The sequence below is a fragment of the Deltaproteobacteria bacterium genome (assembly GCA_016709225.1).
Lineage (GTDB): Bacteria > Myxococcota_A > Polyangia > Nannocystales > Nannocystaceae > Xiheibacterium > Xiheibacterium phototrophicum.
Map to the genome: position 1 here is coordinate 1,187,208 of JADJEE010000001.1, position 14,809 is coordinate 1,202,016.

The window sequence follows — 14,809 nt, forward strand, 5'->3', positions numbered from 1 at the left end:
CCATGTCACGGCGTGTACTTGGCGAGCGCCTGCTCGGCGGCCTCGACCGCGCGGGCGAACTCGACGAACTCTGGGTAGTCACTCGCGGCGACGACACCAGGGGTCACGCTCGAGCGCAGCTCCAGGACCACCCGCTCGTCGCCGGCGCCGCCCTGCACGGTGCGACGGTAGCTGCCGAAGCGGTTCTCGATGCTCACCGCCGCCGGCACCTCGCGGAAGCGGCCCCCCTCGACGTGCAGCGTCAGCGTCGCCCGCAGCTCGGGTGCGTAGGGGATCAACATGCCGGTCTTGCGCGAGGGCAAGGTCGCCATGCGGGCGGCGGTCGACAGCGGCAGCGGATCGGCACGCACCAGCAACGCGCCACCCTGGTCGATCGCGAAGCGGGCCCCGTCGGCCTCGAAGCTGAGCACCAGCGGCTCGTCGAGATCGTCCTCGCCGCTGATCTCGAGCTCGCGCAGGCTCGCCCCCCGCAGCCACTGCAGCTCGGCCTGCTGGAACACCTCGCGCACGCGATCGCGATCGACGTCGCGCAGGGCCTGACGCCACACCAGGCCCTCGGCGCCGCCCAGGGTCAGCTTGCCCTTGGCGTGGGCGTTGCCGGCCCCGTCGAGCGCGATGTCGAGGTCCCAGTGCCGTCGATCGCGGAGTTCCGGTCGCGCCTTGGGCACCGTGACCGCGCCGGCGGGACCGTCGTCGTCCTCGACGTGCACCCGCAGCGCGGGGCTCTCGGCGTAGCCGGGGCTGAGGTAGCCGAGCGGCATGACCTTCGAGGCGGTGAGGATCATCCGCGGGTCGCGTTCGCCCGGCAGCTTCACCGCCAGCAACGCGGCGTCGTAGCTCTCGGGCATGGGATGGCCCTGTGCCAGCGGAGCCGGGCCGAACTTGTCGCGCGCCAGCCACAGCTCCGCGTGCAGGCCGGCCTCGCGCAGCATGGTGCGCAGCAACATCAGACGACTGCCCGAGCGCGCCGCGAGCGTGACGGTCGCGGGCGCCGCGAGGTCGCCCGCATCGTCGATGTTCTCGACCACCCAGCGCCACAGCGCCGCCAGCTTGGCGCGCGGCTCGGTGCGCTTGCCGACGATCGCCCGCACGCGCCGTCGCAGCTCGGGGTTGCTGCGGCCGCCGCCCTTGACCTGCACCGCGAGACCATCGAGGTAGTCGTCGACGTCGAGCGCGGTGTAGACCCGGACGTTGGGGAGCTCGTCGAGCAGGCCACGATGCTGGGGCTCGTCGCCGATGCGCTCCTGCTGTCGCAGACGGTACAGCCGTGTGGTCACGGTCTCGTCACCGAGGGTCATCGCGCCCATCACCGGTGCGGGCCCGCCGGCGCGACGATCCTCGCGGATCGCCATCGCCTCGGGGTGCGCGACCAGCAGCTCGGTGCGGTGGTAGGGGATGTCGAGCGACGCGAAGCGGAAGGTCGAGACGTCGACGTAGCCGGGCAGCGCGGTGGCCGGATCGTGCTCGACGACGAACTCGTACTCGACCACGTCGCCGACCGCGAGGTCGCGCAGCTCGATGCCGTCCTTGCCGGGCACCACCTCGGCCTCGACCAGGGTCCCGTCGGGCTTGATCGAGCGCAGCGTCAGCAGGCGCGCGCCCTCGGGGATGTCGATCTCGTTGTAGCGATCGATGGCGGCCTTGCTGAGCAGGTGCACGACCAGGTGGACGATCTGTCGCTGGCCGCCGTTGGCGTAGACCCGCGCGGCGCTGCGGTCGAGCACCAGCACCTCGCTGACGCCGGGGTACTGCTTGCCCGAGCTGCGGTACTCGGCGAGCGCCGCGAGGCCATCGACGCGCAGCGCGTCGAGCTCGTCGGGGATGCCGACCAGGGTCGCGCTGCGGCGCAGCGCGTCGGCGTGGGGGAACAGCGCCAGCGCGGCTCGGATCTGGCGCCGTGCGGCGGCCATGTCGTCGCCGGCGGCGGCGATGTCGGCGAGCATCACGTGCCCGGCCGCCCGCAGCGGGTTGCGGGCGAGCACCTTGCCGACCACGTCCTTGGCCTTCGCGACCTCGCCACGGGTGAGCTGCAGCCGTGCGAGCGCCTCCATCGCCTCGAGGTCGTCGGGCACGCGGTCGATGGCCTCGTGCCACAGCGCCTCGGCCTCGGCGAAGCGACCGCGGCGCTGAGCCAGCTGGGCGCGCAGCTCGATGGTGCCGCCGCACTGCGCGAGTCGCTGACTGATCGCGTCCTCGCGCTTGACGTCGTCCTCGTCGCGCGCGCGCGAGCGCTGCATCGCGAGCACGCGACAGTTGCCCGGCGCGAGCTTGGCCGCGCGGGCGATCGCCGCGTCGCCCTTGGCCTCGTCGCCGCGGGTGAGGTGCGCGCGCGCCTTGAGCAGCTCGCCGCGCAGGCCCGGCAGCACCTGCGCCGGGTCTTCGATGGCCTCGACGACCTCCGCGACTTCGCCGCGCTCGAGCTGCAGCTCGAGCTGTCGCAGGCGTGCGATCGCCAGCTTGGGATCGAGCCGCAGCGCGGTCGCGAGCGCGGCTTGCTCGCGGGCCAGCGAGACCGTGCGGCCGCGGGTCGGATCGAAGCGCTCGAACTGTGCCACCGACCACGCGGCATCGGCCGAGCGCTTGCGGCGATCGAGGCGGTCGCGCAGCCGCTCGGCGTCGTCGACGTCGCCGTCGTGGATCGCGTCGTCGAGCTGCAGCATCGCGAACAGCGGCGCGGCGATGGGGCCGTCGGCGTCGTCGGCAATCGCTGCCCACGGCGAGTCCTGCAGCACCGCCTTGCCGGTGATGCGCGCGCTGCCCTGCCCGCCCGGCGTGACCTCGACCGCGCGGCCGTCGGGGGTCGTCGCGCGCACCAGCAGCCACGCGCGATCGCGGGGGATCACGGTGGCGAGCTCGAGGGTGTGGGTGCCGGGCGCGACCGGCACTTGCACGACCGCGCGCGAACGCGGGTAGCGGTCGCTGCGATCGGTCCGGTGGACCAGCTGCCCGTCGAGCCATGCGCGCATCGGCTCCTCGGCCGACAGCTCCAGCTCGAGCATGTCGCCGGGCACCGTGAGCTGGGTGCGCACGCGCCGGATGCCGGCGTGGATGGTCGGGTTCCACAGCCGCACGACGCAAGCCAGCGCGATGGCGTCGCCGGCCGGATCGACCACGAACGGCCCGTGATCGCGGGCCAGCTCGAGCTCGCCCTGCCGCCCCTGCATCGGCCCGACCTCGAACTGCTGCACGCAGCCCTGCTCGCGGAAGTACTTGGCGTAGTCGTGGCCGCGGTTGCGCTCGATGTTGGCGCGCACGCTCAGCAGCGGCGCGCGGGCGGCCGACGGCAGGCCCTTGGCGGGCAGCGCATCGAACATCTCGACGAAGCGGGCGTCGTCGTCGTCGCGCTCGCCGTGCAGGCCCGCGACCACGCGCGCGGCGACGATCGCTGCGGCGGCGTGCAGCTCGCGATCGGGCGCGTCGGCGGGCACGGCCGCGGCACGCTCGAGGATCGCGTAGGCCTGCGCGACCGCGGCCTCGCCGTCGAGCCGCGCGTCGGCGATGCGCAGCCGTGCGACCGCCGCCAGCGGATCGCCGGCCTTCGCCGCGCGATCGAGCCCGCCGATGGCGTCGTCGGTGCGGCCCTGGTGCAGCCATCGCACCAGCGCGAGATCGCGGACCGCGACCAGGTCGTCGGGGTGCCGCGCGAGGTGGCGCTCCAACCGAGCCGCCCACGCGTCCGGGTCGTCGCCGGGCTTGGCGGTGCCGCGGCCACGGCCGTGGCAGGCCGCCAGCACGCACACCAACAACATCAAGGCGGTCGTCGCGACCGCGCGCAGGCCATGACGCATGCGGATCATCGCGCGTCCTCCACGGTGAAGGTCTGCTCGAGCCCGGCATCGACCTCGCGCAGGAACTCGCGGAAGGCCCGGTACTCCTTGGCGCCGACGCGCGCGCGGGAGAGCTCGATGGTGGTGCGCACGCGGGCACCTTCGTCGGTGGCGTCGACCGCAAGCTCGAAGCGACCGAACGGCCCTTCGAGTTTGCGGGCCGCCGGCAGCTGCGAGAATCGCTTGCCGCGCGGCAGGCTGTAGCTGATCTCGTGGTGCTCGACCGACGGCGTGTCGATGAGCAGGTCGTACTTGCGATCGTCCTGCGGCGCGAACGACTGCGTCAGCCGCGAGGCGCGGCCGAGCACGCGGAAGCGTCGGCGGCCGTCGCCTTGGGCCTGCGCCCAGCCGGCGACCTTCATGGTCGCGTGCAGCTCGGGCGGCACCAGGATGTCGTCCATGCCGCGGCTGGAGAGCCCGGTCACCGTCGCGCCCGGGTACAGCTCGCCGAAGGCCTTCTGCAGCTTCTCGATGCGCTCGCCCTCCGACTGGAACTCGTAGCGGACCCCGGCCGCGGCCGCGCCGGCGACCACCAGGTCCTGCTCGAGGGTGGCGTCGCCCTCGGTGTCGAGCTTCACCCGCTGCTTCGAGTCACGCACGTTGTCGGCCGCCTTGCTGAAGGGAATCTTGCCCAGCTTGGCGCCCTTGCCGTCGGCGACGACCAACACGGTCGCGCCCTGATCGCCGCTGGGCAGCTCGCGGGGCCCGGCCCACTCGGCGGTGCCGTCGAGGTAGAGATCGAGGCTCGGCACGTACGTGATGGCGTGGTTGAACACCGCCAGCGACGCTGGCAGCTCGGGCACGTTGCCCTGGTCGCGGGTGCGCACGAGCACCAGGCGGCTGTCGATGCCGGCCTCGGCGAGCATCACCTTGAGCAGGCTCGCCTTGTCCTTGCAGTCGCCGAAGCGGCGGCTGTAGACATCGGTGGTGCGGTACGGCTTGTAGCCGTGGATGCCGAACTCGAGCCCGACATAGCGGGTATTGCGGACCACGTGCTCGTAGATCGCCGCGACCTTGGCGGCCTCGTCGGCGCCGGCGGGGAGCTTGGCCAGCACGCCCTTCACCGCGCCCTTGATGGCGTCGTCGACCTGCAGCTGCTCCTTGACCAGGCCCCAGTACCAGCGACCGACGTCGTCCCAGGTGGCGTAGGTGCTGGCGTGGATGAACTTGGCGACTTCGATCCAGCCCGGCATGCCGTTCTCGGGCTTGATGCCCGGCACGTCGCGCAGCGCGTGGCGATAGGTGGTGACGGTGCCGGCGCGGTTGGTCGCGCGGGCGACCTCGACGTTGAAGTGGATGGGCTTGTCGGCCGGCGTCTCGAGCACGTACTCGACGAACTTGCGCGGCTCGGTGCCCGACAGCGCCTGCACGTCACCGAAGTACTCGTCGAACATGTTGCGCGCCGCCAGATCGCGCCGCGAGAACGCGACCTCGAGGGTGTCGCCGACCCGCAGGCCCGGGAAGCCGACCTGGATCAGCCGCTGGTCGTAGTACATGCGGTAGCCCGACTGCGCCAGCTGCAGCGTGCGCACGTCACCGAGCTCCTCGATGGTGCCGTCCTTGCGACGCACGCGGGCGCGGCGGACCTCGACCATGCTCTCGGCGGGATCGTAGGCGTAGGCCTGCACCGCCTGGCTCCGCACGCCGCGATCGTCGAGGATGCGGATGATGCGGTGATCGAGCCGCTCGGTGAGGCCGTTGGCGAGCACCTTCACCGCCATGCGGTGGTGCAGGAAGCCGGCTTGTTGGCCCTTCCACGCCGGCGGCGTCGGCTGGGCGCCGACCTTCTCGAGTGACACGCCCCAGCGCGCCAGCAGGTCCTTGCCCGCGCGGGTGTCGAGCGAGGCCAGCAGGTCGCGCACGTCGGGCTGCTGGGGCTTGAGCGCGAGCGAGCGCTCGAGGCTCGCGACCGCGGCCTCGCGCGCTCCGGTGCGCGCGAGCAGGCGACCCAGCCGCGCGTGCAGGTCGGCGTCCTGGGGCGCCAGCGCGACCGCGCGGGCGAGCGCGTCGCGGGCGGCCTCGAGGTTGCCGTTGGCCTGCTGCAGGCGCGCGACCTCGGCGTGCGCCTCGGGCAGGCCCGGCATCGCCAGCGCGCCACCGTCGGCGAGCTTGGCAGCCTCGTCGGCGCGCCCGAGCTCGAGCAGGCCATCGATGCGCGCCGCGACGGTGCCGCGTTCGCTGCCGTGCTCGCGACCGATGCGCTCGTAGATCGCCAGCGCATCGGTGGTGCGGCCCAGCTCGCGCAGCGCCGACGCCAGCGCCAGCTGCATGCTCTGCGACGACGGGTGGCGGCCGGCCAGGCTCTCGGTCCAGCGCAGTGCCGCCCATGGCAGTCCGCGCTCGCGCAGTCGGTCGGCGAGCGCGAGCTCGATCACGGGATCGTCGGGCGCCGCCGCGTTGGCCTCGTCGAGCAGTTCGTCGTAGCGCTGCTCGAGCCCGAGCGAGCGCTCGCGCCAGGCCAGCTCGAGCAGCAGCTGCCCGTGCAGCGCCGGCTCGCGCTTGCGCGAGCGCGAGACGCCCGCGGCCAGCGCCTTGCGGCTGCCGTTGGGGTCGGGCTCGAGGATCGCGAGCAGCAATGCCGAGCGCGCGCTGCCGAGCGTGGCGTCGACCTGCGCCGCGCGCTGGCTCGCGGTCTTGTCGTCGCGATCGAAGGGATGCGTGTAGCGGTAGAACTCGACCAGCTCGAGCGCCGCGTTGCCGCGCTTGGCCGCGTCGGCGCGCTGCTCGAGCGCACGACGCAGCGATGCGACCGTGTGGCTCGAGCTGGGGGCCACGCTGGTGTGCGGCGCCTTGGGCAGCTCGACGTGCACGCGCGCGCCGACGAGCGGCGCACCCTCGGGCGTGCTCACGCGCGCGAAGAAGCCCCACATGTTCTCGAGCGTCGCCACCTTCACCAGCACGCGGTTGTCGCCCTTGCGCAGCGTGATCGGGTGGCTGTCCTGCAGCGGATCCGGGGCGCGATAGGCGTCGCCGCGGCCGACCTCGGTGCCGTCGACCCACACCGCGTAGGGCCCGGCGGTGCCGATGTGCAACGCGGCCTTGGTGTCGGCGTCGACGTGGATCCACGCGGTCGCATAGCCGACCGCCTGCTCGGCAGGTCGCAGCAGATCGTCGAAGCCGACGTAGCCGCCGCGCGGCAGGCTCTCGTAGTCCCATGGGCGCCACGACAGCGGCTCGCCCGCGAGCTTGCCGACCATGGTCTCGTCGCGATCGAAGGCCAGCTTGGCGGCCTGTTGCTCGGGTGGATACGCGGTCGTCTCGCCGGCCCGGTTGGCGTTGTCGAACGGGCCCACGATGAGCCAGTCGAGCAGGTAGCCCTGGGCCCGCAGCTGGGTGCCGGCGGCCGCCAGATCGCCCTTCTGCTCGGCCAGGCGCGCCGCGAGGTAGCCCGCGAAGCTGCGCACCAGCGGGTGGCGCTTGCTGTCCTTGGCGACGCCCTGCACGAAGCCGGCGAGCGTCGCAGGTTCGATCTCGCCACCGAGCTCACCGAGCGCGCCGGTCAGCGCGAGCACGGCCGCGGGATCGGTGCCGCGGTGGCCCGCGAGGATCGCCCGGCGCCGCTCGAGCTCACGCTTCCACCGACCGGGACCCTTGGCGCGGGCGGCCGCGCTCGCCCACGGGGTCGCGTCGGCCTTGGCCGTCGCACCGCGGGCCGGCGCCGCCGACGACGGCGCGGCCACCAGCGCCACGAGCACGGCCACCAGCACCGCCAGCGTGCCCGCGCGTCGTGCGGCCTCGGAGGCCTTCGCGGACGCAGGCCGCGACGGCGTGGAGGCAGCGCTGCTCGGGGCTCGGCGGGCGATCATGCGGTCGCGATGATGCGCGATCGGGCCGCTGCGTGCCACGGGGGAGGTGGGTTTCAGGGCCGATCAGGCGGGTTCGAGGCGTCGGAGGCGTCGTTCCAGCCAGAACTCCATCAGGCCCGCGAACTCTGGCAGCGCAGGTCCCTCGCGAATCTCCGCCAACTTCTGCGCGAGCCTTGCGACCCCCCAGGCCCCGCGACCGCCGGCGCCGATCAGCTGGCGTATCAGCTCGTCGTGCACCTTGCGACGGTTGCCGACGAGTGTCGGATGGTTGAGGCGGAGCACGTCGTCGATGTCCGCCTGGGCGTCCACATCCGCGGTCGTGATCGTGCCATCGGCGAGGTAGCGGATCTCGCCGGGACGAAGCCGCTGCGGGTCCACGCTGATCTCCTGGTCGCCCTTGCTGACGTCGCATGTGTGGTGGATCTCGCGGGCATTCTTCACCACGCCCGGGCAGGCCCCGAGGAGGTTGGTCCAGCTCAGCTGCAGCTCTTCGTGGCGACGCGGACGGAAGTGCTCGATGCGGACGCCGTCGGAGGTCGCTCGGATCCGCCGCATGCAGTAGCAACACAGCCCGCGTTGATCGCGAACGAGTGCCTCGCGGAGGTCCTGCTTCTCGCGATAGTCGTCGTAGGTCGCGTCCGGGTGCGCGGCGTGGTGGGAGAGCGATGCGGGCGGCGGCCCCTTGTCGATCCGGCGCATCAGCTCGCGAGGAGTTCGATGGTGGCTCGCAGCCGCGCCACCTCGGCATCGCGCTCACCGAGCAGTTCGGCAAGTCGTGCGAGTTCTTCGCGCGCACGCTCGAAGTCGTCTTGATCGATCAGATGCGAGATGCGAGCGACGGCGTCGCGGGTGGTTTCCGGGAGTGGGTCCGTGTCGAAGACCTCGCCGAGGATCGCCCCGGCCTCCCTGCCTTCGACGGGATTGGGCGGCGCGAATACCTGGAACTGGTGGAGCACGCGGACCTGCTCGGCCTTCACGTGCGTGAGCACGAGCGGCGCGTGCGTCGTGACGATGAACTGCAGCGATGGGAACACCGCGAGCAGTCGTTCCAGGACGTCCGCCTGCCACTTCGGGTGCAAGTGCAACTCGATTTCGTCGATCAGCACGATGCCGCGGCCGGCGAGCGGATCGCCAGCCGGGTTCGCGATCGCGAGCCGTCGCGCGATATCAGCGATCATCGCGAGCAACGAGCGTTCACCGTCACTCAGCTGGTTGAACGCCAGCATCTCGCCGGCCTTGTCGATGACGAGGGTCGGCCTTCGAAATGCAGGGTGCTCGTCGATGGAACCATTGGGGCGACGCACCCGCGGGCTGTCGAAGCCGGGCATCGCGCGCGCGATGGCGCTGCGAACGGCATCGAGACGGGGGTCGAGCCCCGTGCCGTCCCGTCGGATGCGTTCGTTCTCGAGGTCTTCCCGCTCGCGGAACCATGCGAAGAGCGCCTCGAAGTTCGCGCTCGCATCGAACGCGTGCTCCCACGCTCGCTCGGGTGACCATGTCGAGGGGGCCGTGCTCCCGGGTGTCGCATCGGTGGCACCGCGGGCCACCGTGTAGTGGGCGAAGATGGGAACGCTGCCGTCGACGGCCACCATCGAGAGCGGTGCTCCGACGAAGCCGACGCCGCCAGGCTTGATGCGAACCTCGAGGCTTGCGGCGGCTCCGGGCACGCCGAGCGAGCTGGCCCAAGCGCTCCCGGACGGCGGCGTCAGCATCGTGCTGACACTGCCCCTCGCCGCGCCATTGCGCAGCGACGCCACCGCCCCCGCGAGGGCGCCCTCGCCTTCGACCACGCCCCGCAGCACCATCGCGAGCGCGTCCAGCACGCTCGACTTGCCACCGCCGTTGACCCCGACCAGCACGGTCAGCCGCGGGTCGAACGCGAGCTCGAGTTCGGCGAACCCGCGGTAGTTCGCGAGCTGGAGGCGGCTCACTCGCACGCCGCGATTGTAGCACCGCCGCGGAGCCCTGCGGCCCGAGGGCGCGCGTCAGACGTCGAAGACGCCGACGTGATAGAAGCCGAGCGGCTGGCGGAAGTCGACCCGCTGCAGCCACGGCACCAGCGCCGGCGGGGTCGCGTTGGGCACGATCGAGCCCTGCGTGACGAACATGCGCGTGTGCAGGCCGGCCTGCTCGGCGAGCCCGCGCACGTGCTTGGCGGTGAACTTGAGTGCGCCCCGCTCCTCTTTCTTGAGGCCGGAGAACGCGAACATCAGCGGGTTGCTGGCGTTGGGCTCGACCAGCGCGACCTGGCGCCGCGCGACCCGACGCATCTCGCGGCAGGCCTGCACCGGATCGGGCAGGTGATGCAGCAGGTTGCCGCAGAAGACGTAGTCGAAGCTCTTGTCGGGCTGCGACAGCGCCTGGGCGTCGCCGCAGACCTTGGGCGCATCGACCGGGTTGGTGTCGAGCATGTGCTGCGAGAAGTCGAGCACCGTCAGGTCGAAGGTCTCGGCCAAGATGATGCTGAAGTAGCCGTTGCCGGCCCCGACCTCGAGCATCGTCGGCTTGGCGTCGCCACCGGGCAGCTCCATGCCCGCGATCGCGATCTCGATCTTCGGGCGGGCGAACGCCTGCACCGCGGGGTGCCACGGCGAGCGCCGCTCACCCGGCGCGTCCCAGTACTGCTTCTGCTCGGCTGTGTCGACCATGGCGCGGCAGCTCTAGCCCGGGGTCCCTCGCGCGGTCAAGGGATGAAGATGGGCTCGCTCTTCATGCCGCCGGGGTACGCGTAGGACGACAGGCAGCGGTACGGCGGCGGCGGCGTGCTGGCGTTGACGTCGTCCTTGAGGCAGTCGTCGTCGGGGGCGTTGGGGCTGTAGCCGACCTGGATGATGCCGAACGGCTCGTCGCTCTCGATGACATGGGCGCTGACCTCCTCGCCGGGCCGGATTTCCGGAATGACGTAGTCGGCGACCTGCCACTCGCCGGTGATCGGCGTGTACATGGGGATGAGATCGCCGTCGACGCGCACACCCGCGCTGCCAGCCTTCTTGATCACCTGCACGTAGTTGATCGGGAACCCGACCGCGGGCACGAACACGTAGCGGTTGAGGAACTGCTCGACCGGCACCATCTGGTACATCGCCGGGTCGCCGACCATCGTGTACTCGCTGGCGGGCTCGGCCATGCCGACGCCGCTGCCGTCGGGGTCGCTGTTCCAGCGCTGGCTCTGCAGGTACTGCACCGGCATGAAGACCTTGTCGCCTTGGAACACGAAGCTGGTGTTGTTGCTGACCGAGAACTCGGCGAAGTCACCGCGCTTGGCCAGGGTGATCGGCGTGCCCGGCTGCGGCGGGTCGGTCGTGATGGTGACGTCGTCGGCGCCCGCGAACACGCGCCAGTGGTGCCGCTCGTGCCCGAGCTCGCCGTCGGGCATCGTCCCCTCGGGCAGGAACTCCTCGTCGTGGCGATCGGGCGAGGCCGGCGCGACGTACTGCGTGCCCCAGTACTCGAGCGGGATCGGCAGCTCCTGCAGCGGATCGCAGTGGCCGATCGGGTACATGTCGGGGTCGCGTACCGGCACACGCGCGCACTTGGTGCCCGACGTGATCCAGAACGGCTTGTCGGCCTTCACGATGGTGCCCGAGACGTCGCGGAGGTCTTGGTTCTCCTCGTTGTTGCCGGAGGCGGCGATGCGCACGGTGTCGTAGCGGTTCATCTTGAGCAGGCCCGACTCGCCCTTGGCGACGAACGGCACCGGCAGGCCGTTGCCCGAGGTGTCGACCGGCGGGAACCACTCGAGGGTGGTGAAGTCCTGCAGCGCGACGACCTCGAAGTAGCTCGGCTGGCCGTCTTGATTGCGGCCCGGCGCGTACGACATCACCACGTACTCCTGCCGCATCGCGCTCTCGGGCAGCAGCATCGACGAGTCGTTGCCGTTGCTGAGCTGGCCGGGCGCGTGGTGGTACGCGATGATCGGCTCGTCGCTGGACACGCGGTAGTTGCCGCCGGTGCGGTAGGCCGAGCTCTCCGACAGCACGAAGTTGGTGTCGAGCTCGTACACGTGCACCTCGAGCGGTGCCAGCATCACGGCCTCGCCGACCGCGACCTCCTGGTTGCTGCCCTCGGGCACCTGCCACAGCTGTACGGTCGCGATCTCGGAGGAGTTGGGATTGGCGACGACCAGCGAGTCGAAGAACATCTGCTCGCGGAGGATCTGGCGGTTGGCGATGAACGAGCAGCCCGCCGAGGACGGCAGGTCATCCTCGGAGTCGCACGGGCCCAGGCATTGATCCTGCGTGCAGTTGTCGTTGTCGCAGGGCGTGCACACGGTCTTGCTCGGGCACGGATCCGGCAGCCACTCCTTGCCAGTCGGCGCACAGCGCTCGAGCGCGGTGGCATCCTTGCAACGGATCTCGCCAGGGTCGCACTCGGCCACGAAGCCGCTCGAGGCACCCGCCGAGCTGTCGGCGGGCGCGGCGGTGCTGCTGCCACCCTCCTGGCCGTGGACCCCGCCGTCGTCCTTGGGACAGCCCGCCAGCGAGAGGCCCAGCAAGGGCGCGAGCGTCGGGGCGAACACGCGTCGAAGGTGGCGTCGGCGGCAATCCATGCGAGTGACCCGAAGCTTGGCACATGGCGAAGGCGTTGGGCAACGAACGCCGGGGCCGGTCAAGCGCTCGACCGGCGTGTGGTTGTCTCGGGGCCGCCACGGGCGCGCACGTCAGGGCGGCGCGAGCTGGAGATCGAACGCGATCGTCGCGGTGCCCTGCAGTGTGGCGGACAGCACGGCGCGTGCGACGACGGGGCCGCCGCCTGTCGCCAGCGCGGGGTCGTCGGTCCCGCCGGGTGCGGTGGGGATCGCGAAGCGGACCGCGCCGCCGTTCATGCGTACCGGCACGGTGCCGAGTCGCCGCCAGTCGCCGGTGGGCCCGCGGACCTCGAGCACGAGCTCGGCGTGGCCGCGCGCCCGCAGCACGTCATGATCGGCGAGCGCGACCCAGCCGTGCAGGATCGCGGGCAGCGTGATCGCATCGAACGTCACGCTGCCCCGTGCGGCGTGATCGCTGCGCAGCACCAGCGCCGGTACGATCGCGCGATCGATCCGCGGCATGGCGAACTCGAGCGCCTCGATCGCCACATCGCCTGCCCACGCGCGGGTGCTGGCGAGGTCGGCGTCGTCACGCCGGCCCGCGAGCTGTCGGCGCACGGCGATCGCGATCGCGATCGCGGCCAGCACCGCGGGTGCCCACGGCGGCACCCGCGACGGTCGCGCGTCGAGCCATGCGCCGGCGCGGTGGGGCGATCGCCACGCCGCACCGAGCACGAGCGCCGCCGTGATCGTCGCGAGCCAGCCGATGATGTCGGCGCCGCGCCAGCGCTCGTAGACCAGCTGCCAGTGGCCGTCCGCGGCCGGGGCCGCGAGCAGGATCGGCTCGTCGGGTCGCGCGCTGTCGCCGTAGCCGAGCTGCGGACGGTGACTGCGGGTGATCGCGCGCTCGTGCCATGCGACCTCTTCGCCGTCGTGCAGCAGTCGCCAGCGCGGGTACCCGGCGAGGTTGAACACCAGCGCGGTGTCGGGGCCGCTGCCGTCGATGTCGAGCTCCACACCGTCGCCGTCGGGATCGTCGCGCGTGATCTGCAGGCTGCCGGGGCCCTCGAGCTCGGCGATGGCCGCCACCAGCGGTCGCTCGAGCACGCGGATCACACCGAAGCGCGCGACCTCGTGGCCGCCGCGGCCGGTCACGGTGACCAGGTAGCGCACGCGCAAGCGATCGAGCACGGTCCGCTCGTCGGCGTCGAGCCGATGCACGAAGGTCTCACCCGGCGTGTAGCCGATCTTGTAGGCCGGTGCGTCGGTGAACACGGGCGCGTCGGCGAGGCCATGGCCGTGGCGTGAGACGGTCTCGTAGGCGATGCGATAGAAGCCGTCGCGGTGCTGCCACTGGGTGCGCAGCCACGTCAGCGCGTCGGCCCAGTCGCGCTCGAACGCGAGCGCCTCGGGGCTCTCGCCGGCGCGCGCGCGCGCGATGGTGCCCACGCCACCGTCGCGGGCAACCCGTGCGACGTCGAGCGTCACGACGCCGCAGGCCACCGCCACCGTCGTGGTCGCGAGCCGGCGCCGCCACGGCCGCGTGGGGCGCCTCGCCGCCCGCACCAGCGCGGCCGCGGCCCAGCCCACGCACAGCATCACGCCCGGCTTGGCGCCGATGAGCAGGCGCTGCCACTGCAGCGCCGCGAAACCCTCGCTGATGCGATCGGGTCGCAGCCAGGTGTAGAAATCGGCGCTCGCGGCCAGCCACAGCGCGGCAGCGACCACCGCTGCGAACGCGGCGAACGGCGCGCGTGCGCGGCACCACAGCGCGACGAACATCGCGCCCAAGCCCGCGTAGCCCAGCGCGGGCGACAGGTGGGTGAACAGCTCGCCGCGTGCCGCATCGTGCAGCATGTCGGCGAGCGGTCGGTGCAGCACGCCGAAGTTGGCCATCGCGTCGCGCATCGCCAACAGCGGCAGCCACCATGCGCCGACCAGCGCGAGCGCGCAGAGCAACGCGAGGCCCAGTCGCACCGCGGTCGCGACGCGTTGGCCCGCGGTCGCCGCGAACCACGCCAATGGCAGGCTCGCGAGCGCGAGCGTCGGCAAGGCCGCCGGGTGGGTCACCAGCGCCAGCGCGGCCAAGCCGCTGCCGAGCACGAGGCCGTGCACGTCGGTGCGCGCGCGGTGCAGCCCGCGGAACCACAGCGCCAGCGCCCACCACAGCAGCGCCGCCGACAGCGGCTGCAGCCACACGCCGAAGGTCACGGTGAAGGCAAAGCCACCCTCGCGCGGCGCCCCCGGATCGAGCAGCAGCGCGGCCGCGGCCACCAGGCCCGGCGCGCTGCCCCACCCCAGCGCGCGGCTGGTCTGCACCATCGCGATGCCGATCGTGCACACCGCCGCGAAGAACACCCACGCGTAGGCCTGCGGCCACGGCAGCAGCGTGAGACTGGCCGCGCGCACGAGCACCACCGCGAGGTCGCCCAGCGGCGGATAGAGCTCACCGGTCGGCGACCCGAAGTACCAGCACGAGCTCCACCCCGACAGGTGCCCCTGCGCGAGCTGCTGCCCGAGCAGATACGCCCGCGTCAGGTGGACGGTGTGATCCTGGGACAGCGGTGGCTGCCACGGGATCGGCCACAGCAACCAACCCACCAGGGCCACGACGGCGAGCAGGTCGAGACGGAGCTTCGCGGCCACGG

General features: G+C 72.1%; 7 protein-coding genes. All 7 read right to left on the reverse strand.

The annotated features are described in order from the left end of the window. Nucleotides 1–5: 5 nt before the first annotated feature. The gene (locus IPH07_04980) at nt 6–3,797 is read right to left on the reverse strand and encodes a tetratricopeptide repeat protein (protein MBK6916733.1); all 3,792 of its coding nucleotides are present in this window, start codon (nt 3,795–3,797) and stop codon (nt 6–8) included. Next, nucleotides 3,794–7,633, reverse strand: coding sequence for a DUF3857 domain-containing protein (locus IPH07_04985; GenBank protein ID MBK6916734.1), 3,840 nt, complete (start codon nt 7,631–7,633; stop codon nt 3,794–3,796). The genes IPH07_04980 and IPH07_04985 overlap by 4 nt, the downstream gene beginning before the upstream one ends. A gap of 63 nt (nt 7,634–7,696) precedes the next feature. Beyond that, nucleotides 7,697–8,332, reverse strand: a complete 636-nt coding sequence (locus tag IPH07_04990; protein ID MBK6916735.1) for a TIGR02646 family protein — start codon at nt 8,330–8,332, stop codon at nt 7,697–7,699. Continuing rightward, nucleotides 8,332–9,564, reverse strand: coding sequence for an AAA family ATPase (locus IPH07_04995; GenBank protein ID MBK6916736.1), 1,233 nt, complete (start codon nt 9,562–9,564; stop codon nt 8,332–8,334). The genes IPH07_04990 and IPH07_04995 overlap by 1 nt, the downstream gene beginning before the upstream one ends. A gap of 54 nt (nt 9,565–9,618) precedes the next feature. Beyond that, the gene (locus IPH07_05000) at nt 9,619–10,281 is read right to left on the reverse strand and encodes a methyltransferase domain-containing protein (protein MBK6916737.1); all 663 of its coding nucleotides are present in this window, start codon (nt 10,279–10,281) and stop codon (nt 9,619–9,621) included. A 35-nt stretch (nt 10,282–10,316) separates the two neighbouring features. Beyond that, nucleotides 10,317–12,152 carry a hypothetical protein gene (locus IPH07_05005; GenBank protein ID MBK6916738.1) on the reverse strand — a complete coding sequence of 612 codons (1,836 nt, stop codon included), beginning with the start codon at nt 12,150–12,152 and terminating at the stop codon, nt 10,317–10,319. 141 nt (nt 12,153–12,293) lie between these two features. Continuing rightward, a complete protein-coding gene (locus IPH07_05010) occupies nt 12,294–14,807 on the reverse strand; it encodes a hypothetical protein (protein MBK6916739.1) in 2,514 nt (837 codons plus the stop codon). Between the last annotated feature and the right edge of the window lie 2 nt (nt 14,808–14,809).

Excerpts from the sequence above, each read along its gene's own strand:
- IPH07_04980 (MBK6916733.1), bottom strand. The coding sequence starts at position 3,797 with ATGATCCGCATGCGTCATGGCCTGCGCGCGGTCGCGACGACCGCCTTG.
- IPH07_04985 (MBK6916734.1), bottom strand. The coding sequence starts at position 7,633 with ATGATCGCCCGCCGAGCCCCGAGCAGCGCTGCCTCCACGCCGTCGCGG.
- IPH07_04990 (MBK6916735.1), bottom strand. The coding sequence starts at position 8,332 with ATGCGCCGGATCGACAAGGGGCCGCCGCCCGCATCGCTCTCCCACCAC.
- IPH07_05000 (MBK6916737.1), bottom strand. The coding sequence starts at position 10,281 with ATGGTCGACACAGCCGAGCAGAAGCAGTACTGGGACGCGCCGGGTGAG.